We start from the raw sequence: 23,189 nt of genomic DNA on the forward strand, positions 1-23,189 counted from the left end.
GTGACGGCCCCGGGCGCGCCTGTCGCCGGAGGCTCGGGAACCCCGGGCGTCGAGGGGCCTGGGGTTCCCGGGGTTCCTAGGGTTTCGGCGGCGCCGGGGCACCCGCGCCCCGGCCGGCCTTGACGCCGTTCACCATCGCCTGGTGGATCGCCCGAGCGGTGGTCTCGTCCTGCGCCGGCACCGGGCTGCCGGTGACCGTGTACCAGTCCAGCGCGCCGGTGTACTGGACGGTCAGCCTCGCCTCGCCGTCCACCCAGGTGGTGTGCACGGTGAGGTCGCCGGAGATCGGGCCGATCTCGGTGGTGGTCACCCCGCCGGGGCCGCTGATGATCGATTGGGTGGTCCAGGTCGCCCACGACGTGCGCGGGTCCGCGGGCGGCTGGGCCTGGCGGTTTCCTTGGTCGTGTTCGGTCATGCGCCTATCCTCCCCCGCGGGTGGCCCGCCGCCGGAGCAGCGACACCTGCGGTCGCGGCGACCGCCCGGCGGCACCGGGCGGTCGAGTCGGTACGGCGGACGGTCAGCCGGGCTGGCCGGGCTCGTCCAGCATGGGGGCGCCCTCCGCCTGGGAGGTGTCCTGTGCGTGCAGGTTCTGCATCGAGGGGACGCCCTCCTCGGGGTCCGCGGCGCGGATGTCCTCGTCGTCCTCGGTACTCACCTTGGACCGGTCACTCATGTCGGTCATCGCGGGCTCCGTCTCCTCGGCCGGTCCTGGCGCGCCGGGCCGGAGGCGCGGCGGGACCGGTGGTGGCTCTTCGCCCCTCCAGCCTGCCTCCGCCCCGGCGCGAGGGCCAGCCGGGTGACCCGGGAAGCGCCCCGCGGACCCCACCCGGGCGTCTCCCGGACCACCCCCGGAACTCGGCCGGGCGTCACCAGGCGACGGGCAGCGACCGCATGCCGTAGATGAACGCGTCGGTGCGGAACGCCAGCTCGTCGCGCGGGACGGTCAGCCGCAGCCCCGGCAGCCGCCGGAACAGCGTGGCCAGCGCGATCTGGAGCTCGGCGCGGGCCAGCGGCTGGCCGAGGCACTGGTGCACGCCGAAGCCGAAGGCCATGTGCCGCCGGGCGTCCCGGTCCAGGTCCAGTTCGTCGGCCGGCAGCCGGTCGGCGCCGCCGAACACCGCCTCGTCCCGGTTGGCGGTGGAGAGCATCGCTACCACGCCCTCCCCGGCCCGGACGGTCGTACCGCCCAGCTCCACGTCCTCCAGCGCCACCCGGAGCACCCCGGTGTGGATGATGGTGAGGAGGCGCAGCAGCTCCTCCACCGCGCCGGGCACCGCGGCCGGGTCGGCCAGCCTGGCGATCTGCTCGGGCCGGTCCAGCAGCAGGGCGGTGGAGAGCGAGATCATGTTCGCGGTCGTCTCGTGCCCGGCGACCAGCAGCAGGAAGCCGGTGCTGGCGACCTCGCGCGGGGTGAGGTCGTCGCGGACGGCGAGCCGGCTGAGGATGTCGTCCCGCGGCTCCTCCCGCTTGCGGGCGGTCAGCGCCTCCAGGTACTCCAGCATCTCGTCCCGGGCCGCCAGGAGCTCCTCGAAGGGCCTGGTGTTGCTGAGCAGCGTCCGGCTGATGCCCTGGAAGAACTCGTGGTCCTCGTACGGGACGCCGAGCAGAAGGCAGATCACCAGCGAGGGGACGGGCAGGGCGAAGTCGGCGACCAGGTCGGCCTCGGTGCGGCCCGCGGTCATCCCGTCCAGCGCCTCGTCCACGATCCGCTGGATGTCCGGGCGCATCGCCTCGACCCGTTTGACCAGGAAGTCCCCGGTGACCATCCGGCGCAGCCGGGCGTGCTCGGGGTCGTCGAGGTTCAGGAAGTTCGGGTTCTCGCCGATCCGTTCCCGGCTGCCGGCGATCAGCAGCGGGAAGGTCGGGTGGCGCAGGTCCGCGCTGAACCGGCGGTCGGACAGGATGGCGCGGACCTCGGCGTAGCCGGTGGCCAGCCAGCAGGACTCGCCCCCGGGCAGCTCGGCGCGGCTCAGGTTCGCGGTGGCGGCGGCCTCGGTGTAGGCGGGCGGCGGGCCGAACGGGCAGCCGGCGGAGTGCCGGGCCGGCAGCGGGACGGCGGGCACGGTGGGTGTGCTCGTCAAGGCGGGGTCTCCTTGCGTCGCGATGGTTCTCCGGTGGGGGTGGGGTTGCCGGACGCTCGCCGGTCCCGGGTGCGGTTCCGGTCCGCGGCCGGCCCGGACCGGCGTACGGTCAGCCGTCGACCGAGGCGGCCCCGGCCTCCGCCGGCCCGTCCTCGACCACGGTGATGGCGCCGCCCGGGCAGAGCTGGGCGGCCAGTCTGAGATCCTCGAACTGGTCGGGCCTGAAGGCGGTCTGACGGAGCCTCACCAGACTGTCGTCGTCGTCCTGGTCGAAGACCTCGGGAACGTTCGTGACGCACATCCCGGAGCTGCAGCAGCGGTCCCGGTCGACACTCACCCGCATGGTCGGGCACCTCTCGCCAGTGCGCCGCCGGCTGCCCGGCGGCCGCCTCTCGTTGTCATTGCCAACCTAACCGCCGCTACTCCGTCCACGGAGTGCGCGGTGGCGGGATCGCCGAGAATGGCCGATTCGGCTCCCGTCGGAGCCGCCGGAGCGGCGCGGGAGGTTTGAACGGACGTCACCCCAACAAGCCTGTACCGTACGGTGGTTCAAGCCCTCCGGGTGCTGCCCGTAGCCGCCCGCTCCCGGCTCAGAGCCCCTCGGCGGCGGCGATCTCCCGCACGGTCGCGACGGTGTCCGCCTCGGCTGCGTCCTTGTCCGGCCGGTAGCGCACCACCCGGGCGAACCGCAGGGCGAGCCCGGCCGGATAGCGGGAGCTGCGCTGCACCCCGTCGAAGGCGATCTCGACGACCAGTTCCGGCCGGACCCGCACCGTCCAGGCGTCCCGTCCGGTCTCCCGGGCCAGCAGTTCGACGGTCTGCCGGGCGAGCGTCTCGTCGGTCAGGCCCTTGAAGGTCTTGCCGAGCATCACCCACGGGCCCAGCCCCGGCTCGCCCGCCGCTCGGGCGCCCAGGTGCAGGTTGCTGAGGAAGCCGCGCCGCCGCCCGCTGCCCCACTCGGCGGCCAGCACCACCAGGTCCAGGGTGTGCCGGGGCTTCACCTTGATCCAGCCCGCGCCGCGCCGCCCGGCCGCGTACGGGGCCGACGGGTCCTTCACCAGCACGCCCTCGTGCCCGAGCGCCAGCGTGTCGCGGAAGAAGGCCAGCGCCCGGTCGCGGTCCCCGGTCTCGGTGCGGGCCACCCGCAGGCCGTCCGGCACCGCCCCGGCCAGCGCCGCCCAGCGCTCCCGGCCGGGACGGTCCACCAGGTCCTCGCCGTCCCGGTGCAGCAGGTCGAAGAAGTAGGCGTCGAGCGGGACCTCGGCGCGCAGCCGGTCCGGGTCCCGCCGGGAGGCGGTGCGCGCGGCGGTCTCCTGGAACGGGCGCGGCCGGCCGTCCGGACCGAGCGCGATCGCCTCGCCGTCCAGCACCGCCGAACGCAGCGGCAGCGCCAGCGCGGCCTCGACCACCTCGGGGACGCGGGCGGCGATGTCCTCCAGGCCGCGGGTGAACACCGCGACCTCCCCGCCCTCCCGGTGCACCTGCACCCGGATGCCGTCCAGCTTCCACTCCAGCGCGGCCGGACCGGTGCGCTCCAGCGCCGTCGCCACGTCCGGCGCCGAGGCGGCCAGCATCGGCCGTACCGCCCGTCCCACCTCCAGACGGAACGCCGCCAGCGCCGTCTCCCCGCCGGTCAGCGCCGCCTCCGCCACCGCGCGCGCCGACCCCCGGAACATCAGCGCCCGCCGCACCGCCGCCGACGGCACCCCCGCCGCCCGCGCCACCGCGTCCCCGACCACCGAGTCCAGCGCCCCCTGCCGCAGGTCCCCGACCAGCACCGCCCGCAGGAACCCCTGCTCCTCCGCCGTCGCCCGCGCGAACAGCCCGTGCAGCAGCCGCCGCCGCTCCGCCTGCGCCCCGGCCCCGTGCACCCCCGCGATCCGCTCCAGCTCCCGTTCCACCTCCCGCACCCCGAGCGAGGCCTCCACCGCGGGCCCGGGCAAACCCCGCAAGGCCGCCGGCCCGATCCCGGTCCGCAACCGCTGCGACTCCCCGGACAGCAACGCCACCGCCGCCGCCCCCTCCAGCGGCCCCAGCCCCCGCAGACACCCGGCCAACAACCCCGTCTTCGCCCGCCGCCCCGCCTCCGCCGCCACCTCCCGCGACACCGATGCCAAGCTCGACAACCCCGCCACACCACCACCTCCACCCCCCTCAGCATCCGCCCCCACCCCCACCCCCGCACCCGAGCACCCGCGCAGCCGTCGCCCAGCCGGGCCCGGCCCGGCCCCCGTGTCCACCCGCTCGCGCGCCCGGCGGGCCGGTGTCCGAGGCCGCCCCTGCCCCCGCCCCGGGCGGGTTGGGCTGATCGGGGTGGTGCTGCGTCCGGGGGTCCTGGCCGGGGAGGCAAGGCGCCGGAGTGGCGTAGCGGGTACGTGCTCTTGGCCGGGGCGGTGATCCGCGGCGGGGCGACGGGGCGTCATGCTGGGTGGCTCGTACCGCCCCCTGAGTGATGGAGACCGAGATGAACGACACCTCCACGGCCCGTTGGAGCGTCGGCGTGCCCGAGGCCGGTGACTACCCGGCCTGGCGTGAACTCTTCCGTGGGTACTGCGAGTTCTACCGGGTGCCGATTCCGGAGGAGAAGGCCGAGCTGGTGTGGTCCTGGGTGATGGATCCGGGGCACGAGGTGGCGGGGCTGCTGGTCCGGGACGGGGAGGGGCGGCCGGTCGGGCTGGCGCACTACCGGCCGTTCTCGCGGCCGTTGCACGGGGCGGTCGGGTGCTTCCTGGACGATCTGTTCGTGGCGCCGGAGGTCCGCGGCGGCGGGGCGGTGGACGCGTTGTTGGGCCGGCTGCGGGAAATCGCGGCGGAACGCGGGTGGAACACCGTCCGCTGGATCACCTCTGAAGACAATTACCGGGCCCGTGGAAAATATGACAAGGTCGCCAATCAGACCAGGTTCATCACCTACGACATGGCTCCGGAGGCACCGGCCGGCTGAGACCGCGGCCTGGCCCCCGGACATTCGTTCGGAATTTCTGTTATCGGCGCCCCGCCGGGAGGTCTCCCATGTGTCGACACCCGACCAGTCGACCCGGAACAGAAAGCGTGGCCACGTGAACAGCGACGACAGGACGACCATCCTCCCGGCGAGCGGGGGCGGCGCCGGCAGCGACAGCGGGCATGGGGCCCGCGGCCGCTCCGGTGGCCGGGCGGCGCGGCGGGCTGCCGAGCGGCACGCCGGCCGGGGCCGCCGGGCGCGGCGGGGCGGCGGGATCGTGCCGGTGACCGCGGTCGTCGTCGCCGTGGCCGGGACGGGGCTGTTCGCCGCGCTGGCCGGCGCGGGCTACGCGGCGTACGGCGGCAAGCAGACCGACCGCGACATGGCGGGCCAGTCGCTGGCCGCCGACATGCTGATCTCGGCGGAGCTGGGCACGCACGACGGCATCCAGGTGCCCGGCGCCGGGGGGACGAACCCGGACGTTCCGCTACCGGCCACCCCCACCGCCGCCGACCCGGCGGCCACCCAGGGCGCCTCCGCCACGCCGACCGCTCCGGCCTCCCCGACGGCTTCGGCCGCCGCCTCCCCGACGGCCGTCCCCACTCCCACGGCCTCCGCCGTCAAGGCGACCCCGACCGCCGCCGGTGCCTCCACCGCCGGCCAGGGCACCGCCAAGCGGGGCATCCCTGGGATGCCGGGGGGCGGCAGCTTCCCGGGGAGCGGGGGCATGCCTGGGGGAGGGGGCGTCCCGGCCGGCGGAGGCGCGGCCCCGTCGTACGCCCAGCAGGTCGTCGACCTGGTCAACGTCGAGCGCGGCAAGGCCGGCTGCGGGCCGGTCAGCGCCGAGCCCCGGCTGACGAGTGCGGCCCAGTCGCACAGTGACGACATGGCCGACCGCAACTACTTCGACCACGCCAGCCCTGAGGGCAAGCACGCCGACTACCGGATCGAGGCCGCCGGGTACAGCTGGAGCACCTGGGGCGAGAACATCGCCCGCGGCCAGAAGGACCCGGCCGCCGTGATGGACTCCTGGATGAACAGCCCCGGCCACCGGGCCAACATCCTGAACTGCGCGTTCAAGCAGCTCGGCGTGGGCGTGCGGACCGGTAACAACGGCCCGTGGTGGACCCAGGTGTTCGCCTCCCCGGCGTGAACCGCCCCTGAACCGCCCCTGAACCGCCCCTGGTCCGGCCTCCGTTCGGCCCCGCTCCGACCGTGGCTCACGCCTGATCGTCCCGGCTTCCGCTCCTGCCCAGGCCCGGTCTGACCCTCAGACCGGGCCCGCCGATCCGGGCCGATTTTCCGATTCCGTGCACATTGTTGTTATCTGATCACTCCCCACGGGTCTCCGAGGAGGCAGCGGCGGACGGATACACGGCAACACGGAGTGCGGACCATGAACGCTGAGGTGCAGAACAGGACCGGGACCACCCTGGTGCTCGCGGCGCAGGCAGGTGACCGGCAGGCCCGGGAGGCGCTGGTCGCCGCCTGGCTGCCGCTCGTCTACAACGTGGCCGGCCGCGCCCTCGGCGGCCACGCCGACGTGGACGACGTCGCGCAGGAGACCATGATCCGGGCCCTGGACGGCCTGGACGGGCTCCGCGACCCGGAGTCCTTCCGGTCCTGGCTGGTCGCCATCACCATGAACCAGGTGCGCCGTCGGCACGCCGCCGGTCAGCAGCAGCCGACCGTCGGCGGCCTGGACGAGACCTGGGAGGTCGCCGACCCCCGGGCCGACTTCACCGACCTCACCATCCTGCGCCTCGGCCTGTCCGGCCAGCGCCGCGAGGTGGCCGAGGCCACCCGCTGGCTGGACCCCGACGACCGCGAGCTGCTCGCCCTCTGGTGGCTGGAGGCCGCCGGCGATCTGACCCGCGCCGAACTCGCCGAGGCGCTCGACCTGAGCCCGCAGCACACCGCCGTGCGCGTGCAGCGGATGAAGAAGCAGCTCGAAGCGGGCCGCATCGTCGTCCGCGCGCTCTGCGCCTACCCCCGCTGCCCCGGACTGACCGAGCTCACCGCGGGCTTCGACGGCACCCCGAACTCGGTCTGGCGCAAGCGCATCGCCCGTCACATCCGGGACTGCGCGGACTGCGGCGGCCTCGGCCGGGACCTGTTCCCGGCCGAAGGGCTGCTGGCGGGCCTCGCCCTGGTGCCGATCCCGCTCGGCTCGCCCGTGCTGCTCCACTTCCAGCACACGGCGGCCGCCGTCGCCTCCTCGGCCGCCACCGGAGCGGGCTCGGGCGCGGGAGCCGGGGCCTCTACCGGTACCGGCGCGCACGCGGCGGCGGGAGGGCACGGCGGCTGGGCCGGCACCGCGGCCCGCAAGGCCGTCCTGGTGAGCGGCGCGGCCGCGGCGGTCGCCGTGACCACCCTCGCCCTGGTCTGGCCGCAGGCCGGCGAGCCGCCGCAGCCGACGGCACCCGAGCCCACCGCCCCGGCCGCGGCCCAGGACGTCCCGACGGCCGCCGCCGCACCCGCCGCCACCGCCCCGACACCGGTGCCGACCCCGCTGCCCGCGGAGAGCCCGACGCCCACGGCGACGGCCACACCGACCGCGACCCGCACCGCCACCGCGACACCGCAGCCCAACCCGGAGCGCCAGCTGGTGGACCTGGTCAACGCCGAACGCGCCAGGGTCGGCTGCGCCCCGCTGCGGATCGACCCCCGGCTGCACGGATCGGCCCAGAAGCACGCGGACGACATGGCCACCCGCGGCTTCTTCGACCACGTCAACCCGGACGGCGTCCGGACCGAGGCCCGGATCACCGCCGCGGGCTACCGCTGGTCCCAGTGGGGCGAGAACCTCGACCGGGGCCCGACCACCCCGGCCGCCGTCTTCGCCCGCTGGATGGACGGCGGGATCCACCAGTCCAACATGCTCGACTGCGGATTCAAGGACATCGGCGTCGGCTTCGCCACCAACGCGGCCGGCACCCCCTACTGGACCCAGGACCTCGGAGCCCCGATGTCCTGAGCCATGGGCGGGGACTACGCCGGAGTGGCCGCCACCAGGCCGTTCGCCGACCCGGTCACGTAGCCCGTGGCATCCCCGAGGACGCCGCCCGCGTCACCGACCTGCCCGGGCACCAGGTCCGGAGCGCTGCTCAGCGGCCCGGGCAGTCCCTCCTGCCCGCCCACGGCACTGGCGTGCGCGCTCGGCGCGGTGAGGGAGGCCACGACACCGACGGCGATCGAGGCGACGGCAAGCATGCTGCGCTTCTTCATGGCCGGTCCAACGACGCTGCGCCGGAAGGGTTACGGCGCAGCGTGCCCGAGCGGCGGTCCTCAGTGATGCCAGGGCAGCTGAACCGGATCAGTGGGGACACGCCCGGCCACCAGCTCGGCCGCCAACCCGGCCAGGCCGAGCGGGTAGACCGTCTCGCCGGTGGCCGCGAGGTCGGTGACGGACCACCAGCGATGGCCGGCGTGGTACGTGCGCTCGTTCGCCTCCTGGCCGCTGACGTCGACCTGGTGGCCCGTGACGCGAAGCCGGAAGAAGACGTCCCGGAAGATCCCTTCGGCCCAGCCGACATCCGCGTATCCGGAGGTCTCCGCGACGGCTGACCGCAAGGCCTCCGGCTCCACGGACAGGCCGGTCTCCTCGCGAAGCTCGCGGGCTGCCGCCTCTGCCAGGGTCTCCCCGTCCTCGACACCACCGCCGGGCGTGCACCATCCGTGACCGCTCTCGGGAGCGTCCGGGTCGACATGGAACTTCAGCAGGAGCAGGCGGTCCAGCTCGTCGATCAACAGGACACGGGCGGATTCGCGGCGGTAGCTTCCCTGATCGGACATGCCGGCAGCGTAACCCTGGACGGCCCGCGAGCCGACCGGGACTCTGCCGGGCGGCGGGCGGGCCGTGGGAACCACCATGGCCCCACCCGCCCCTGCCGGTCAGGGGCGTGCGAGCCGCGACCGGACGCACGGCGGCGCGCCGGGCGTGCACCAGCAGTCCCAGCCGCGCCGTCAGAGCGTTCCGGAGCCCCGCGCCACCGCGGGCCCGCCCGCCTCCGCGGCCCCACCCTCCCAGAGCGACGCCCCGGGAACCGGTGCCCCGGGAGCCCCCGGAGCCGCCCCCGCCAGGCCCACCGGGCCCACCACCCAGTCCGGGTGACCGGGCATCGGCGGCGTCCGCAGCCCGTACAGCCAGTCGTCGAGGAAGCCCCGCAGGTCCTGGCCGGACACCGCCGAGGCCGTCCGCACGTAGTCCTCGGTGGTCGCGTTCCCGGACCGGTAGGTGCGCAGGAACGCCCGCTCGATCCGGTCGAAGGCGGCCGCCCCGACCTTCTCCCGGAGCGCGAACAGCACCAGCGCGCCGCCCGTGTACCGCTGGCTGTCGAAGAGGTCGGCGGCGGTGGGGGAGGCGACCGGCCCGGAGTCGTGCCGCCACTGGTCGCCCAGCCCGTAGAGGTAGCGCATCCGGTCGGTCAGCGTGGTGTGGCCCCAGGCGTCCGGCCATCCGCGCTCGTAGCGGTACAGCAGTCCGTAGAAGTCGGCGTGGCCCTCGTTGAGCCAGAGGTCGGACCACCTGGCGGGGGAGACGCTGTTGCCGAACCAGGAATGGACCAGCTCGTGCATCATGTGCGAGCCGATCGCCGGCTCCGCCTGCCGCAGGAAGTTCGGCTTGTAGAGGGTGAGCGTCTGGGTCTCCAGGCCGGTGAAGGCGAACGCGGCCGGATCGTCCGTGTTGGCCGGCAGGAGCCCGTACGTCTCGAACGGGAAGGGCCCCAGGTGCGCTTCGGCCCAGGCGAGCTGGCCGGGGGTGAGGGCGAGCGCGGGTTCCAGTTCGGCGGCGCGCGCGGTCGGCACGACGTCGCGCAGCGGCAGGCCGTGCGGGCCGGTGCGCTCGCGCACGGTGTAGTCGCCGACCGAGACCTGGACCAGCTCCGTGGCCATCGGCTCGCGGGACACGTACCGGCGGGTGGTGCGGCCGTCGCCGCGCCGTTCGGTGGCCGTCAGCTCGCCGTTGGCGACGCCGCGGAGAGCGTCCGGGGCGGTCACCGAGATGGTGAACCGGGCCTTGTCGCTGGGGTGGTCGTTGCACGGGAAGACGGTGTGCGCGCTGTTCGGCTGGCCGGCCACCGCGAAGCCGTCCGGGGTGGGGACCCAGCCGGTGTGCGGCAGCGCGGCGCGCGGGTCGGCGGTGTACTCGACGGTCAGCCGGGCGACGGCGCCCGGGCGGAACGGCCTGGCCGGAGTGACCGTCAGCTTCTCGTCGTGGGCGGCGAAGCCCGCCGGCCGCCCGTCGACCCGGACGGCGCGCACGGCCAGGCCGAGCGCGTCCAGGTCCAGCCGGGCGAGCGTGCGGTCGGGCCGGACGGTGAGCACGGCCGTGCCGTCCACCGTCCGGTGCCCGTCCCGGTAGTCGAAGGCCAGGTCGTACCCGAGCACCCGGTACCCGGTGTTCCCGAGCGAGGGGAAGACCGGATCGCCCAGCCCGTCGGCGGCGCCGGCCGTCGGCACGCTCGCGGACAGCAGCACCGCGCTGAGCGCGAGTGACGGGACGAGACGGGCGCGGGGCCTGAGAAGCCTGAAGGGCCTGAGGAGGCCGAGGGGCCTGGACAAGGGTGATCACCGCACTTCACGAGCGGGAGCGGAGGCGGAGCCCCCGGGACGGGGAGAGCCTGGCCCACGGATGCTAGTGGACCGTCGGGCCGGCGCGGGCGCGATCGGTGCGGTCCGACGGCGCGGCGTGGTGCGACGGCGGAGCTCGGTCCGGCGACACACCGTGTCCCCCGGACGGCCCACGGTGATGGCGCGGCGCCTGTACGCGGTCTAACGTCAGGAGTGCATCGTCCCCTGACGGACGAGCCACGGCCGTCGGAAAACCTGGCCAGGTCCGGCGGCCGTACTTTCCTGCCCGGGCGCCGTGCGCCCGGAGGCACCCCGTAGGCTTGGCGGTCGAGACGACGCCCGCGTACCGGATGCCAGGAGCCGCCGTGACCAGCCCAGCCTCGCCCGTTCTGGTGATCGGCGAGTGCGTCGCCGACATCGTCCGAACGAGTGACGTCCCGGACCGGGTGCACCCCGGCGGCAGCCCCGCGAACGTCGCGTACGGCCTCGCCCGGCTGGGCCGACCGGCCACCCTGCTCACCGAACTGGGGCCGGACGCCAACGGCCGGCTGATCCGGCGGCACCTGGAGTCGGCGGGGGTGCGGGTCCAGGCCGCCGAGGTCGCCCGGACGCCCTCGGCGGTGGTGGAGCTGGACGGGCAGGGGCGGGCCCGCTACACCTTCGACATCCACTGGACGCTCCCGCCCACCGAACTCGCCGAGCCGCCCGCCGCGATCCACCTCGGTTCGATCGCGGCGGTGACCGAGCCCGGCGCGGGTTCGGTGCTGGCCCTGGTGGAGCGCTGGCGCGGGCACGCGCGGATCAGCTACGACCCGAACGTGCGCCCGGCGCTGATGGGCGACCGGGCCGGGGCCGTCCGCCGGGTCGAGCGCTGGGTGGCGCTGAGCGACCTGGTCAAGGTCAGCGACGAGGACCTGGACTGGCTCTACCCGGGCGAGCGGCCCGAGGCGGTAGCCGAGCGCTGGCTGGCCCTCGGCCCGGCCGTGGTCGCGGTCACCCTCGGTGCCGAGGGCGCGTTCGCCCGCACCGCCGGGGGCGGCCGCGCCGAGGCCGCGGCCCTCCCGGTGCCGGTCGCGGACACGGTCGGCGCCGGCGACGCCTTCATGGCCGCCTTCCTGCACGCCCACGCGTCCGGCGCCGATCTCGCGGTCTGCCTCACCCAGTCGGTGACGGCGGCGGCGCTGACCGTCGCGCGCCCGGGCGCCAACCCGCCCTCGGCGGCCGAACTCACGGCCGCCCTGGCGGACTGACCGGAGCCCTCCCGGCACGTCGGCGCGGTGTGAACCCGGTCCGTTCCCTCCGGGCCGACGCCGCTACTCGACGGGGGCGAGGTCCTTGCCGTACCAGACCTGGGCGTACGGCCCGCTGCTGTAGGCGGGGATCTCCCGGTACCCGTTGCGCAGGTAGAGCGCGCGGGCCTCGACCAGGTCGAGGCGGGTGTCGAGGACGATCCGCTCGGCGCCCAGGGAGCGGGCGGCCCGGTCGACGGCGGCCAGCAGCACGGCGCCGCCGCCGGTGCCGCGCAGGCCGGGGCGGACGAAGACCCGGGTGAGTTCGACGGTGGCGGCGTCGAGTCGCCGCAGGCCGGCGCAGGAGTGGGCGGCGCCGTCGTGGCGGCCGATCAGGAAGAGGCCGTCCGGGGCGGCGAGGTCGTCGCTGGGGGAGTCGGCCAGGCCGGACTCCAGCTCCTCGGGGGTGCCCTCCCGGTCGAAGTGCAGGCGGTAGTAGCGGTTGGCCACGTCGTAGTAGTACTCGCGCAGCAGGTCCAGGGCCTCGGGGGCGGTCACGTCGGCCGTGGTGACGGTCCAGAGGTCGGAGCGGCGGGGCGCGGTGTTCGTCATGCGCGCATGATCCGATTCGGGGGCCGTCGCCGCAATCGGTTTTCCCGGCGGCCCCACCCGGCCCGCTCCGCCCCGGCCGTCGGGCCGACGGTCACCCGGTTGCCCCGCCACCCGGGCAAAGGAACGGCAAGGACCCGGTGCGTCGTTGCCTCGCACGGGTGACGCGGGGATTGGCGGTGGTGCACGGCAGGGGAGCAGTGCACCCATGAACAGACCATCAGTTTGTCGTAATAATGGGGGTTTGAGGGGAAGCCAGCACCACCGGGGCGGTGTACGGACCGGCCTGCTGGCCGCCGTCTGCCTCTCCGCCGTCCTCGCCGGCTGCGCCGCTCCGGCCGCTCCCGCCGGGCCGAAGGCCGCCCCGGCCCCCGAGGCGAACACGGCGCCCGCCGCCCCGGACGCCGACCACGCCGGCGCCCCGCCCCTGGCGGAGGAGGCGAACAGCGCCGAGGCCGTGGCCCGTCAGGAGGCGGCCGCCCAGCACTGGGGCCTGGAGCGTCCGCCGCTGAAGGCTCCGCCGCGTCCGGCGACCAAGCCCGAGCTCACCCCGGTGCAGGGCGTCAAGCTCGCGGACGGCCGCCCGCCCGTCGTCTTCCGGGTGCCGACCGACGACAAGGTGGTCTTCCTGACCGTCGACGACGGTGACGAGAAGGACCCCGAGTTCTCCCGGATGGCCGCGGACCTGGGCATCCCGCTCAGCACCTACGTCTCCGACTACCTCGCCCGCGAGAACTACGGCTACTTCCGCGACCTGCACGCCCAGGGCGTGGAGATCAACAACCACACGATCAACCACCGCAACCTGAAGGTGCTGGACTACGACACCCAGCGCGAGGAGATCTGCACCCAGCAGGACCAGCTGGAGAAGCAGATCGGCGTCCGCCCCCGGCTGTTCCGGCCGCCGTACGGTGAGTACAACGACGACACCCTGCGCGCGGCGGCCTCCTGCGGGGTGCAGGCGGTGCCGATGTGGAACGAGGAGGCCTTCCCGGACCACATGGAGTGGCGCTACGACGACCGGAAGCTGCACCCGGGCGACATCATCCTGACCCACTTCCGGGGCACCGACATCTGGAAGGCCTCGATGCCGGACCTGCTGCGCAAGGTCGTCAACGACGTCACCGCGCAGGGCTTCGCACTGGCCCGGCTGGACGACTACCTGTAGCGGCGGCCCGGAGCGGCCACCCGACCGCAACCGCCGCGGGTCGGGTGGCTCAGCCGAGCGAGAGGGCGTCCAGGTACACCCAGGCGCCCTCGTGCCGCACGAAGCGGCTGTTCTCGCTGAGCACGCCCTCCTCGCCGCCCTCCGTCCAGTGTGCCCGGAAGGCGACGGTGCCCTGCGCGTGGAAGGCGCCGCCCTCGGTGGTGTCGACCACCTCCAGCCCGGTCCAGCGCAGCCCCGGGTCGAAGTCGACCTCGGCCGGCCGGGTGTCCGGGTGCCAGGTGCGCAGCAGGTACGCCTCGTCCTGCGCGGCGAAGGCGCTGAACCGGGAGCGCATCAGGGACTCGGCGGTGGTGGCCGCCGCCTGGCCCCGGTGCAGCCGGCCGCAGCAGTCGCCGTAGGCGGCGGGCAGGCCGCACGGGCAGGGGGACGAGGGCAGCAGCCGGGGCGCGGCGGCGCGGGGCGCGGAACGACGTCGGGACATGCCGCCATTCTCCCCCACCCGTCCGGCGCCTCCCCGGCGGCCCCGCGGACGGCGGGTACGGGCCCGTCCGCGTCGTCGTGGAACCCGTCGCCGGGGAGCCCGTCCGCGGGTGCCCGTCCTCAGGAGGAGGCGGCGCCGAACCAGGTGCGCAGCGCCCGGGCCAGCCCCTCCCGGTCCGCCCGGTCGGGCCCGGTCGCCCAGGCGACGTAGCCGTCCGGGCGCAGCAGCAGGGCGCCGGCCGGCGGCTGCGGGCAGTCGGCCGTGACGAGGTCGACCCGGTCCTTCCAGCCCGCCGCCGGGTCCGCGAGGCCGAGCCGGCCGCCGGTGAGGTCGACGATCAACGGGCGTCCGGTGCGGGCGAGTTCGGCGATCCGGGCGGGGCCGTTCGGGGTGGTCGTCGCGAGCTCCGGCACGAACCGCCCGGCCAGCGGGTGCGGGCAGCCGACGTCGTGGCGGACGTCGCTGCCGGCCATCAGCGCGGCGATCCGGCCGAGGTTGTCCGGGTGCGCCAGCAGCTCGTCGAACAGGGCGCGCACCGCGGTGGTCCCGGGGCCGGGGGCCATCAGGGCGGTCTGGGCCTGGGAGTGCATGAACACCCGCTCGCCGACCGGGCGGCGCTCGTTCTGGTAGCTGTCCAGCAGGCCGGGCGGGGCCCAGCCGTGCAGGTCGGCGGCGAGCTTCCAGCCGAGGTTGGCGGCGTCCTGGAGGCCGAGGTTGAGGCCCGGGCCGCCGGTCGCGGCGTGCACGTGGGCGGCGTCGCCGACGAGCAGGACCCGGCCGTCGCGGTAGCGCTCGGCGAGCCGGGTGTTGTGGCCGACGGTGCGGCGCGGGGTGAACGGTCCGGCGGTACGGGCCGGGGCGAGCGGCAGGTCGGCGCCGGTCACCCGGCGGACGCTGGCGCGCAGCTCGTCCAGGGTCAGCGGGGTCCGCTGGTCCACCGGCGGGCCGCCCCACTCCATCGTGGCGATCATGACGGCGTCCGGGCCGAACGGGGAGATGACGAACACGCCGTGGTCGGTGCGGGTGTGGGTGTAGACGCGGAACGGGGTCGGGCAGCCGGGCAGCAGGACGTCGCCGTTGTCGGTGGTGCGCACCCCCTCGGGCGGCAGCACGTGCGCGATGCGGGAGACGGGGTCGGGCGAGGTGACGCCGGGGAAGCCGATCCCGGCGAGTTTGCGGACGGTGCTGCGGCCGCCGTCCGCGCCGACCAGGTAGCGGGCGCGCAACTGTCCGGCGCCGTCGGGTCCTCGGACGTCGACGGTCACCCCGGTCGGGTCCTGGCGCAGGCCGGTGACCTCGCGGTCGCGGCGCACGGTGACGCCCAGGTCGAGGAGGCGCTCCTCCAGTACCTCCTCGATCCGGTGCTGGGGTACGGGTACGGCGTGCAGCGGGTTCCGGTCGAGCCGGTGCAGTTCCAGCGGGAAGGCGCCGAACACGAAGCGCGGTACGGGCCGCGGCGCGCCCGGGACGCCGCTGAGCGGCTGGTGCAGGCCGCGGTGGTCGAGCAGCCGGAGCACCTGGCCGACCAGCCCGTTGGCCTTCTGCTCGCCCGAGCGCGCGGGCAGCCGGTCCAGGACCACCGGCCGGATTCCGGCCAGCGCCAGTTCGCCGGCCAGGAACAGCCCGACCGGGCCGGCGCCGACGATGACGACATCGCTGTTCATCTCAAGTCCCCGTTCATGTCGAATGCCCCTCGGATGCGGTGGGGTCACCGTGACGAAGGATCGGGCAGCCCGGCCGCCAGCTGGCGCAGCGCCTCGGTGAGCAGCGGCTGGAACGGCACCACCGGGTCGGCGGCCAGGTAGTGCTCGTTGGCGGCCTGCAGCGCGGAGAGCGCGGCCGAGGCGACCAGGTTCGGGTAGAGGTCCCGGTCGGCGTCGGTCCCGGTCCGGGCGGCCACCGCCGCCGCCAGCTCCCTCCGGACCCCGGCGCTGTCGCGGAGCAGTTCGGCCTGGAGCGCCGGTTCGCGCAGCAGCAGCCGCACGGCGGCGGTCCAGCGCGGGTCGGGCCCCTCGGGCGCGCCGACGTACGGTGCGACGAGGGAGCGGGTCAGCGCCTCCCACAGCGGCTCCTGCGCCGGGCGGGCCCGCAGCTCCCCGGCGGCTTGCAGGACCCGGTCGCGGTGCCGGGAGACGATCGCCTCGGCCTTGCTGGAGAAGTAGTTGTTGTAGGTGCGCGGGGAGACCCCGGCCGCGGCCGCGATGTCCTCCACCCGGACGTTCTCCAGCCCCCGCTCCACCGCGAGCCGCAGTGCGGCCCAGCCCAGTGCCTCCCGCGTCGCGGCCTTCTTCCGTTCCCGCAGGCCGGGCTGGTCCTTCGTCATGGCCACCACTGTCCCGCGAAAGGTGCGCGGTGCGCAATAGTGCGTGGCACGCAAGTTTTTCCCGGCCGCGCGGGCTGTGGCGAGCCGCCCGCCACCTGCGGTTTGTCGCTGGTAGTAGTTGCCTGGTCGCGGAGCGATCCCCGTCGGGAGCCCGACCCCGCAGGCTTTCCGGCGGGACGACTCGACAGGACTGGAGGAGCGGTCATGGGTGGCAGACAGCGTCCGCCGAGAGCGCGGACGCCCCGTCAGGGCAGGCCCGCCGGCGTCGGTGCCCGGGTGAACTCCCGGGCGGAGTTCGCCCGCATCGAGGGGTTCCTGGCCTGGGAGGCGGAGGTCGCGGCGGCCGAACGGGACGCCCGCGCGTTCGCCGCGCAGTTCCCGTGGCTGCCGGCGGCGGAGCGGGAGAGCCTCGAACAGGCCTACGCCGCCGACCGGTTGCGCTACGCCGAGGAGGTCGTCGACCGCGCGGTCGAGCGCTGCCGCCGGCTGGCCGCCCGGTACCGCGTCGAGTGCCGCCGGATCTGCGCCCGCTGGGCCGCGCTCTGCCTCTCCGTCACCGTGACGGCGGCGCTGTTCGCCGTGGTCCCGGCCGTCCTGCGCGGCTGAGCGGCCCGGGCCCGCCGTCGACGGGCCCCGGCACGACGAGGGCCCGCCGCACCGTTCCCGGTGCGGCGGGCCCTTTCCAGGTGCGGGAGGGGATCAGTGGTGGCCGTGGCCGCTGCCGATCTCCTCGTGCTCCTCGACGGTGGGCTTGGCGATCTGGCTGTACTCGCCGTAGAAGCCGCGGGAGAGCTTGACCCGCGCGCGGGTCCACAGCCCGGCCTTGCGGGCCACGCCGTTCTCGTCCACCTCGGGCGGCAGCTCGGAGGGCTGCGGCTGGTCGTGCGAGGTGAGGGTGTAGAGCCGGCCCTTCGGCAGCGGGGCGTGCACCTCGACGAACTCGCCGTGCTGGAGGCGGTTGATGACGCCGGTCTCCCGGCCGTGCAGCACCTTCTCCTTGTCCCGCCGCTGGAGGCCCAGGCACCAGCGCTTGGTGATCACGAACACGACGACCGGCACGGTGAAGAAGCCGATCCGCACCGCGTAGGTGATCGCGTTGATCGAGAGGTGGAAGTGGGTGGCCAGCAGGTCGTTGCCGCCGCCGGCCAGCAGGATCAGGTAGAGGCTGATCCAGGCCGCGCCGAAGGCGGTGCGGACCGGGGCGTTGCGCGGCCGGTCGGCGATGTGGTGCTCGCCCCGGTCCCCGGTGATCCAGGCCTCCAGGAACGGGTAGCACCAGATGGCCAGCAGGACGGTCGGGAAGACCATCAGCGGGACGAACACCCCGAGGTTGAGGGTGTGGCCGCCCCAGACGCTGATCTCCCAGCCGGGCATCACGCGGATCAGGCCCTCGGAGAAGCCCATGTACCAGTCGGGCTGGGCGTTGGTGGTCACCTGGTCCGGTCGGTACGGGCCGTACATCCAGATCGGGTTGACGGTGGCGATCGCCGCCATCACCGAGACCACGCCGAAGACCAGGAAGAAGAAGCCGCCCGCCTTGGCGGTGTAGACCGGCAGCAGCGGCATGCCGACCACGTTGGTGTTGGTCCGGCCGGGCCCGGCGAACTGGGTGTGCTTGTGGTAGAAGACCAGGATCAGGTGCGCCGCCAGCAGGCCCACCATGATCCCGGGGATCAGCAGGACGTGGACGGTGAACAGCCGGGGGATGATGTCGTGCCCCGGGAACTCGCCGCCGTAGAGGAAGAACTGCAGGTACGTCCCGACGATCGGGACGGCGAGGACCGCGCCCTCCATGAAGCGGATGCCGGTGCCGGAGAGCAGGTCGTCGGGCAGCGAGTAGCCCATGAAGCCGTCGAACATGCCGAGGATCAGCAGGAGCGCCCCGAAGACCCAGTTGATCTCGCGCGGCTTGCGGAACGCGCCGGTGAAGAAGACGCGCATCATGTGGGTCAGCATCGAGGCGACGAACACGATCGCGGCCCAGTGGTGGATCTGGCGCATCAGCAGGCCGCCGCGCACGTCGAAGCTGATCTTGACGGTCGAGGAGAAGGCCTCGGACATCGGGATGCCCCTGAGCGGGACGTACGACCCGTCGTAGACGACCTCGCCCATGCTCGGCACGAAGAACAGGGTGAGCCAGACGCCGGTGAGGATGATGATGACGAAGGTGTAGAGCGCGATCTCGCCCAGCATGAAGGACCAGTGGTCGGGAAAGATCTTGCGCAGGTTGGCCTTGGCCAGGGAGTAGATGCCGAGTCGGCCGTCCGCCCAGTCGGCGAGCGCCTCGGCCTTGTTGGCGGGGTCGGCGCGCGTGGTGGTCACCGGTCCCGGCTGCGACTGCTGGTCGGCTCTCACGACGGGCTCCCCGGCGTCCGCGGCGTACCGTGCCGGAGGCCCGCCGGCGGGAACGGCGGCCGGCGAAGTGTTGTGATCATGGGACCTCTCGATACGGGCCCGCCGGCGGGACCGGCGCGCGGACCAGCTGTTCCGCTGGGCCCGTTGCTCAGGGTGATGGAGCGCTTACTCTGTCATGCTGTCGGCAGGGGGCCGACTGTGCACGTCCATCGGCCCGTCCGGCCGTGCGTGTCGGGCCGGACGGGGGTTCCTGACGCCCGATCGGCTGGCCGCCGCTCGGCCCAACGGGTGCCGATGCTGCGGTCGGGTGCCGCTGAAGCGTTTCGGCGCGCGCCGCGTCCGGGGGTCGCGAGGTCCGGGGCCTACGCTGCGCCAATGGTGGATCACCGTGAACTCTTCGAGGACGTCACCGAGGCCCTGGCCCGCGCCGGGTTCGACACCGGACCGGGCCCCTCACCGCTGTGGATCGACCGCCACCCCGAGGGCGTGGTGGTCGGCTGGACGCCGGGAGCGGAGCCGGGCGGGCCGCCCTCCCGGGAGGCGCTCGCGGCGCTGAGCGGCGCGGCCGCGGTCGTGCTGCGCGAGTGCGGCTACCTCGTCGCCGGAACGGAGGAGGGTGATCTCCTGGTGCGTTGCGCCGAACCGGTGACGGTGCCGGAGTCGCCCGAACCGGAGGCGGTGCCGGAGCAGTGGTGGGGGTGACCGGGGGCTCCTGACGATCCCTCCGGCCTGCGGGTTTGGTCAACACGAGGGCGAGCTCATACCGAACCCTTACCCGAACCGGGGGTGCGGTTGACCTGCGCGGCTCTAAGGTTTGCCTAAGCTAAGCCGTGGCGCCCTGGACCGCAGTGTCCGGGGCGTTCGGCTGTGCCGCCCCGCCGCCACCGCGGCGGGGTCGAGGACAGGTGAACGACCCGGGCCGGCCCGGGGGAGGAGCCCGCCGCATGTGGGATGAGGCGTTTCCCAGCTTCCTGATCGGTCTGCGCGAGGGCCTGGAAGCCGGACTGATCGTGTCGATCCTGGTCGCCACGCTGGTGCGGGCGGACCAGAAGGCCCGGCTGCCCCAGGTGTGGTCGGGCGTCGCGGCGGCCGTCGCGCTCAGCCTGAGCTTCGGCGCGGTGCTCACCTTCACCGCCGCCAACCTCTCCGGCCACGCCCAGGAGGCGTTCGGCGGGGTGCTCAGCCTGATCGCGGTCTGCTTCGTCACCGCGATGGTGTTCTGGATGCGGCGCTCGGCGCGCACCCTCTCCGCCGAGATCAAGGAGAAGGTCCAGGCCTCGCTGGCGATGGGCGCCGGCGCGCTGGTGCTCACCAGCTTCCTCGCGGTCGCCCGCGAGGGCCTGGAGACCTCGCTCTTCCTGTGGACCAACGTGCGCACCGCCGGGGAGTCCACCGGGCCGCTGATCGGCGCGGCCGTCGGCCTGGTGCTCTCGGCCGGGCTCTGCTGGGGCCTGTACCGGCGGGCCCTGAAGATGAACCTCACCCGGTTCTTCACCATCACCGGCGTCGGACTGATCGTCGTCGCGGCGGGCGTCCTCGGCTACGGCCTGCGGGACCTCCAGGAGTCCGGCCTGGTCGGCGGCGGCACCTCGTACGCCTTCGACCTGAGCGGGCGCCTGGACGCCTCGTCCTGGTACGCGACGCTGGTCCAGGGCACCCTCAACCTGACCGTCACCATGACGGTGCTCCAGGTCGTCGGCTACGTCGCGTACCTGGGCGTCGTGATGACGCTGTTCGTCGAGGGGGTCCGCAGTGGCGGGCGCGCCCAGGCGGCCCAGGCCGCCCCGGCCGCCGCTCCCGCCGCTCCCGCCGAGGCGAAGCCCGCCGCGGGCGGGGCCGAGGGCGAGGGCGGGGGTACGGCCGGACCGGTGCGGGCGGGCCGGCCGAGCTGGGTGCTGCCGACCGCGGCGATCGCCGTGCCGGTGGTGGTGGCCGGCGTGGTGATCGCGGTCAGCGAGGGCAAGCAGGGCGGCTCCGCCACCGTCGCCGTCTCCGAGCAGGAGTGCGGCAAGGGCTTCGCCGACCCGCGGCCCGGCCAGCAGGTGTTCCAGATGCGCAACACCGGCGACAAGGTCGCCGAGGTCTACCTCGTCGACCCGGGCAGCGGCGCGGTCTACGGGGAGATCGAGGGCCTGGCCCCCGGCACCACCCGCGCCCTGACCGCCACCATCGGCTCCGGCGACTACGCCTGGCGCTGCGTGCCCACCGGCGGCAGGTCCGTCACCTCGGCCGCCGTGCACGTCAGCGGCGCCGCCGTGGTCAAGGCCGTCAAGCCGGTCGCCGAGGAGGACCTCAAGGCCCCGCTGGACAGCTACAAGGAGTACGTCGACCAGGGCCTCGCGACGCTCGTGACGGAGAGCCGGAAGCTCCAGGCCGACGTGCGCTCCGGGGACCTCGCCACGGCGAAGGCCGACTGGCTCACCGCCCACCTCCAGTACGCCTCGCTCGGCGCCGCGTACGGCACCTTCGCCGACCTCGACGGCAAGATCGACGGCCGCCCGGACGGACTCGCCGAGAAGGAGCGGGACCCGGGCTTCACCGGCTTCCTGCGGCTGGAGTACGGCCTCTGGCACGACCAGTCCGCCGCCGAGCTGACGCCCGTCGCCGACGACCTGGCGCAGAACGTGGAGAAGCTGGCGCACGACTTCCCCGGCCAGGACTTCGCCCCCGGCGACCTGCCGCTGCGCGCCCACGAGATCCTGGAGAACACCCTCCAGTTCGAGCTGACCGGCGACACCGACATGGGCAGCGGCACCAACCTGGCCACCGCCCAGGCCAACCTGACCGGCACCCAGGAGCTGCTGACCCTGCTCCAGCCGCTGCTCGACGAGCGGGACCCGCAGGTGCTCGTCAAGGTGAACGCCGGGATGAAGCGGGTCGGCGACCTGGTCGCCGCCGCCCACCGGCCCGAGGGCTGGACCCCGGTCGACCGGCTGCCCGCCGACGCCCGCCGACAGCTCAACGGCGCCACCGGTGAACTGCTCGAAGACCTCGCCCCCGTCCCCGCCCTGCTCGAGATCCGGAAGGCCGCCTGATGACCGACCACACCGCAGCCACCGGGTCCTGCCCGTTCCCGCACGCCGCTGCCGCCGCCACCGAGGCCGCTGCCGCCGCGGAGGGCGGCTGCCCGGCCGGACCGGCCCGGCGCAGCTTCGTCCGGGCCGCGCTCGGCGCGGGCGCCGGAGCGGCCGTGCTGGCCGGCGGCGGCCTCGCCCTCGCCGCCGGACCGGCCGCCGCCGGGGACGGCACGCAGGAGAAGGCCGGGGCGGTGCCCTTCCACGGGGCCCACCAGGCCGGCGTCACCACGGCGGCCCCCGGCTTCGCGGCCTTCGTCTCCTGCCAGGTGATCGCCCAGGACCGCAAGGGCCTCGAAACGCTGTTCCGGACCCTGACCGAGCGGATCCGCTTCCTCACCGCCGGCGGCACCCCGCCGGACCTCGGCGTCGGCGCGCCGCCCTCGGACAGCGGCATCCTCGGCCCGACCGTCCCCGCCGACCACCTGACCGTCACGGTCGGCGTCGGCGCGTCGCTCTTCGACGACCGCTACGGGCTGGCCAAGGCCAAGCCCGTCAGGCTCGCGCCGATGAAGACCTTCCCGAACGACAACCTCCAGGCCGCCGAACTGCACGGCGACCTCTCGCTGCAGATCTGCGCCGACCGCCAGGACACCGTGCTGCACGCGCTGCGCGACATCACCCGGCACACCCGGGGCGCGCTGCAGATCCTCTGGCGGATCGACGGCTTCCAGAACCAGTCCCGCCCGGACGGCGCCCAGCGCAACCTGCTCGGCTTCAAGGACGGCATCGTCAACCCGGACACCGGCTCCGCGCGCGAGATGGACCGGCTGGTCTGGGTCACCGACGGGACGGGCGAGCCGGCCTGGGCGACCGGCGGCAGCTACCAGGTGATCCGGATCATCCGGATGCTGATCGAGTTCTGGGACCGCGTCACCCTCACCGAGCAGGAGAAGATGTTCGGCCGCCGCCGGGACACCGGCGCGCCGCTGGACGGCGCCCGGGAGACCGACGCGCCGGACTACGCCAAGGACCCGGACGGCAAGGCGATCCCGCTCGACGCCCACATCCGGCTGGCCAACCCGCGCACCGCCGACACCGACAACTCGCGCATCCTGCGCCGGGGCTTCAACTACGACCGGGGCGTCGACCGGGCCGGGAACCTGGACATGGGCCTGGTGTTCTGCTGCTACCAGCAGGACGTGGTGCGGCAGTTCGAGGCCACCCAGACCCGGCTGATCGGCGAGCCGCTGGTGGACTACATCTCGCCGACCGGCGGCGGCTACTTCTTCGTCCTGCCGGGGGTGAAGGACGAGGCCGACTGGCTCGGGCGGGGGCTGCTGGCCGCCGTCTGACGGTGACCGGCCATGCGGACGGGCCCGGCCGCTGCGTCGGCGCCGAGGGTGGAGC

Annotated in this window: 22 protein-coding genes; 9 read left to right on the top strand and 13 right to left on the bottom strand. The window is 74.5% G+C overall.

The features are described from left to right. Window positions 1-76: 76 nt before the first annotated feature. From ACFRQN_RS28615 to ACFRQN_RS28635, 5 genes are all read right to left on the bottom strand, one after another. Complete coding sequence (locus tag ACFRQN_RS28615; RefSeq protein WP_117486557.1) at window positions 77-415, bottom strand: hypothetical protein; 339 nt, start codon at window positions 413-415, stop codon at window positions 77-79. Window positions 416-518: 103 nt separating this feature from the next. After that, entirely contained in the window at window positions 519-683 is a 165-nt protein-coding gene (locus ACFRQN_RS28620) for a hypothetical protein (RefSeq protein WP_158077733.1), read from the bottom strand. A 184-nt stretch (window positions 684-867) separates the two neighbouring features. After that, complete coding sequence (locus ACFRQN_RS28625) at window positions 868-2,082, bottom strand: cytochrome P450 (protein WP_074003624.1); 1,215 nt, start codon at window positions 2,080-2,082, stop codon at window positions 868-870. A 109-nt stretch (window positions 2,083-2,191) separates the two neighbouring features. Beyond that, on the bottom strand, window positions 2,192-2,425 hold the full coding sequence (locus tag ACFRQN_RS28630; RefSeq protein ID WP_074003623.1) for a ferredoxin: 234 nt from the start codon (window positions 2,423-2,425) through the stop codon (window positions 2,192-2,194). 247 nt (window positions 2,426-2,672) lie between these two features. Next, entirely contained in the window at window positions 2,673-4,217 is a 1,545-nt protein-coding gene (locus ACFRQN_RS28635; protein ID WP_380743081.1) for an ATP-dependent DNA ligase, read from the bottom strand. A gap of 329 nt (window positions 4,218-4,546) precedes the next feature. On the opposite strand from ACFRQN_RS28635, the gene ACFRQN_RS28640 reads away from it, so the two are divergent. The 3 genes from ACFRQN_RS28640 (at window position 4,547) to ACFRQN_RS28650 (ending at window position 8,003) form a co-directional block, all read left to right on the top strand. Continuing rightward, window positions 4,547-5,026 (top strand): GNAT family N-acetyltransferase, encoded by a 480-nt coding sequence (locus ACFRQN_RS28640; RefSeq protein ID WP_049661127.1) that lies wholly within the window; start codon window positions 4,547-4,549, stop codon window positions 5,024-5,026. A gap of 115 nt (window positions 5,027-5,141) precedes the next feature. After that, on the top strand, window positions 5,142-6,179 hold the full coding sequence (locus ACFRQN_RS28645) for a CAP domain-containing protein (RefSeq protein ID WP_241852977.1): 1,038 nt from the start codon (window positions 5,142-5,144) through the stop codon (window positions 6,177-6,179). A 243-nt stretch (window positions 6,180-6,422) separates the two neighbouring features. Next, on the top strand, window positions 6,423-8,003 hold the full coding sequence (locus ACFRQN_RS28650) for a sigma-70 family RNA polymerase sigma factor (RefSeq protein WP_074003621.1): 1,581 nt from the start codon (window positions 6,423-6,425) through the stop codon (window positions 8,001-8,003). Between the two features lie 14 nt (window positions 8,004-8,017). On the opposite strand, the gene ACFRQN_RS28655 is transcribed toward ACFRQN_RS28650, so the two are convergent. The 3 genes from ACFRQN_RS28655 to ACFRQN_RS28665 form a co-directional block, all read right to left on the bottom strand. Then, complete coding sequence (locus ACFRQN_RS28655) at window positions 8,018-8,254, bottom strand: hypothetical protein (RefSeq protein WP_049659354.1); 237 nt, start codon at window positions 8,252-8,254, stop codon at window positions 8,018-8,020. A 60-nt stretch (window positions 8,255-8,314) separates the two neighbouring features. Next, window positions 8,315-8,821: an NUDIX hydrolase gene (locus ACFRQN_RS28660; RefSeq protein WP_074003825.1), complete on the bottom strand. Its 507-nt coding sequence runs from the start codon at window positions 8,819-8,821 to the stop codon at window positions 8,315-8,317. A 171-nt stretch (window positions 8,822-8,992) separates the two neighbouring features. After that, window positions 8,993-10,507 (bottom strand): M1 family metallopeptidase, encoded by a 1,515-nt coding sequence (locus tag ACFRQN_RS28665; RefSeq protein WP_074003620.1) that lies wholly within the window; start codon window positions 10,505-10,507, stop codon window positions 8,993-8,995. A 458-nt stretch (window positions 10,508-10,965) separates the two neighbouring features. Here ACFRQN_RS28665 and ACFRQN_RS28670 point away from each other — a divergent pair, with 458 nt between their 5' ends. Beyond that, window positions 10,966-11,850: a carbohydrate kinase gene (locus tag ACFRQN_RS28670; RefSeq protein ID WP_241852976.1), complete on the top strand. Its 885-nt coding sequence runs from the start codon at window positions 10,966-10,968 to the stop codon at window positions 11,848-11,850. Between the two features lie 63 nt (window positions 11,851-11,913). Here the strand turns inward: ACFRQN_RS28670 and ACFRQN_RS28675 are convergent, their stop codons facing one another. Further along, a complete protein-coding gene (locus tag ACFRQN_RS28675; RefSeq protein WP_079272324.1) occupies window positions 11,914-12,441 on the bottom strand; it encodes a GNAT family N-acetyltransferase in 528 nt (175 codons plus the stop codon). A gap of 241 nt (window positions 12,442-12,682) precedes the next feature. Here ACFRQN_RS28675 and ACFRQN_RS28680 point away from each other — a divergent pair, with 241 nt between their 5' ends. Further along, entirely contained in the window at window positions 12,683-13,606 is a 924-nt protein-coding gene (locus ACFRQN_RS28680; protein WP_241852975.1) for a polysaccharide deacetylase family protein, read from the top strand. 49 nt (window positions 13,607-13,655) lie between these two features. Here the strand turns inward: ACFRQN_RS28680 and ACFRQN_RS28685 are convergent, their stop codons facing one another. The 3 genes from ACFRQN_RS28685 to ACFRQN_RS28695 all read right to left on the bottom strand — a co-directional run bounded on the left by ACFRQN_RS28685 (window position 13,656) and on the right by ACFRQN_RS28695 (window position 16,410). Further along, complete coding sequence (locus tag ACFRQN_RS28685; RefSeq protein ID WP_049657121.1) at window positions 13,656-14,087, bottom strand: YchJ family protein; 432 nt, start codon at window positions 14,085-14,087, stop codon at window positions 13,656-13,658. Window positions 14,088-14,206: 119 nt separating this feature from the next. Continuing rightward, the gene (locus tag ACFRQN_RS28690; RefSeq protein ID WP_380743083.1) at window positions 14,207-15,751 is read right to left on the bottom strand and encodes an FAD-dependent monooxygenase; all 1,545 of its coding nucleotides are present in this window, start codon (window positions 15,749-15,751) and stop codon (window positions 14,207-14,209) included. Between the two features lie 44 nt (window positions 15,752-15,795). Continuing rightward, entirely contained in the window at window positions 15,796-16,410 is a 615-nt protein-coding gene (locus ACFRQN_RS28695; protein WP_117486544.1) for a TetR family transcriptional regulator, read from the bottom strand. 204 nt (window positions 16,411-16,614) lie between these two features. On the opposite strand from ACFRQN_RS28695, the gene ACFRQN_RS28700 reads away from it, so the two are divergent. After that, window positions 16,615-17,016: a cytochrome C oxidase subunit I gene (locus ACFRQN_RS28700; RefSeq protein ID WP_143204590.1), complete on the top strand. Its 402-nt coding sequence runs from the start codon at window positions 16,615-16,617 to the stop codon at window positions 17,014-17,016. A 93-nt stretch (window positions 17,017-17,109) separates the two neighbouring features. Here the strand turns inward: ACFRQN_RS28700 and ACFRQN_RS28705 are convergent, their stop codons facing one another. Then, the gene (locus ACFRQN_RS28705; protein WP_117491383.1) at window positions 17,110-18,732 is read right to left on the bottom strand and encodes a ubiquinol-cytochrome c reductase cytochrome b subunit; all 1,623 of its coding nucleotides are present in this window, start codon (window positions 18,730-18,732) and stop codon (window positions 17,110-17,112) included. Between the two features lie 408 nt (window positions 18,733-19,140). Between ACFRQN_RS28705 and ACFRQN_RS28710 the strand changes: the two genes are divergently transcribed. The 3 genes from ACFRQN_RS28710 (at window position 19,141) to efeB (ending at window position 23,134) form a co-directional block, all read left to right on the top strand. Further along, window positions 19,141-19,467 (top strand): hypothetical protein, encoded by a 327-nt coding sequence (locus ACFRQN_RS28710; protein WP_049657126.1) that lies wholly within the window; start codon window positions 19,141-19,143, stop codon window positions 19,465-19,467. 242 nt (window positions 19,468-19,709) lie between these two features. Beyond that, window positions 19,710-21,800 carry an iron uptake transporter permease EfeU gene (efeU, locus tag ACFRQN_RS28715; RefSeq protein WP_380743086.1) on the top strand — a complete coding sequence of 697 codons (2,091 nt, stop codon included), beginning with the start codon at window positions 19,710-19,712 and terminating at the stop codon, window positions 21,798-21,800. Further along, the gene (gene efeB / locus ACFRQN_RS28720; RefSeq protein ID WP_079272323.1) at window positions 21,800-23,134 is read left to right on the top strand and encodes an iron uptake transporter deferrochelatase/peroxidase subunit; all 1,335 of its coding nucleotides are present in this window, start codon (window positions 21,800-21,802) and stop codon (window positions 23,132-23,134) included. Before efeU ends, efeB begins: the two co-directional genes overlap by 1 nt. The last annotated feature ends 55 nt before the right edge of the window (window positions 23,135-23,189 follow it).

The organism is Kitasatospora sp. NPDC056800 (assembly GCF_042789775.1).
GTDB lineage: Bacteria > Actinomycetota > Actinomycetes > Streptomycetales > Streptomycetaceae > Kitasatospora.

Bases quoted from the DNA above. Each gene is read 5' to 3' on its own strand.
- ACFRQN_RS28615 (WP_117486557.1), bottom strand. From the start codon at position 415: ATGACCGAACACGACCAAGGAAACCGCCAGGCCCAGCCGCCCGCGGAC.
- ACFRQN_RS28620 (WP_158077733.1), bottom strand. From the start codon at position 683: ATGACCGACATGAGTGACCGGTCCAAGGTGAGTACCGAGGACGACGAG.
- ACFRQN_RS28630 (WP_074003623.1), bottom strand. From the start codon at position 2,425: ATGCGGGTGAGTGTCGACCGGGACCGCTGCTGCAGCTCCGGGATGTGC.
- ACFRQN_RS28640 (WP_049661127.1), top strand. From the start codon at position 4,547: ATGAACGACACCTCCACGGCCCGTTGGAGCGTCGGCGTGCCCGAGGCC.
- ACFRQN_RS28650 (WP_074003621.1), top strand. From the start codon at position 6,423: ATGAACGCTGAGGTGCAGAACAGGACCGGGACCACCCTGGTGCTCGCG.
- ACFRQN_RS28655 (WP_049659354.1), bottom strand. From the start codon at position 8,254: ATGAAGAAGCGCAGCATGCTTGCCGTCGCCTCGATCGCCGTCGGTGTC.
- ACFRQN_RS28660 (WP_074003825.1), bottom strand. From the start codon at position 8,821: ATGTCCGATCAGGGAAGCTACCGCCGCGAATCCGCCCGTGTCCTGTTG.
- ACFRQN_RS28675 (WP_079272324.1), bottom strand. From the start codon at position 12,441: ATGACGAACACCGCGCCCCGCCGCTCCGACCTCTGGACCGTCACCACG.
- ACFRQN_RS28685 (WP_049657121.1), bottom strand. From the start codon at position 14,087: ATGTCCCGACGTCGTTCCGCGCCCCGCGCCGCCGCGCCCCGGCTGCTG.
- ACFRQN_RS28690 (WP_380743083.1), bottom strand. From the start codon at position 15,751: ATGAACAGCGATGTCGTCATCGTCGGCGCCGGCCCGGTCGGGCTGTTC.
- ACFRQN_RS28695 (WP_117486544.1), bottom strand. From the start codon at position 16,410: ATGACGAAGGACCAGCCCGGCCTGCGGGAACGGAAGAAGGCCGCGACG.
- ACFRQN_RS28700 (WP_143204590.1), top strand. From the start codon at position 16,615: ATGGGTGGCAGACAGCGTCCGCCGAGAGCGCGGACGCCCCGTCAGGGC.
- ACFRQN_RS28710 (WP_049657126.1), top strand. From the start codon at position 19,141: ATGGTGGATCACCGTGAACTCTTCGAGGACGTCACCGAGGCCCTGGCC.
- efeU (WP_380743086.1), top strand. From the start codon at position 19,710: ATGTGGGATGAGGCGTTTCCCAGCTTCCTGATCGGTCTGCGCGAGGGC.
- efeB (WP_079272323.1), top strand. From the start codon at position 21,800: ATGACCGACCACACCGCAGCCACCGGGTCCTGCCCGTTCCCGCACGCC.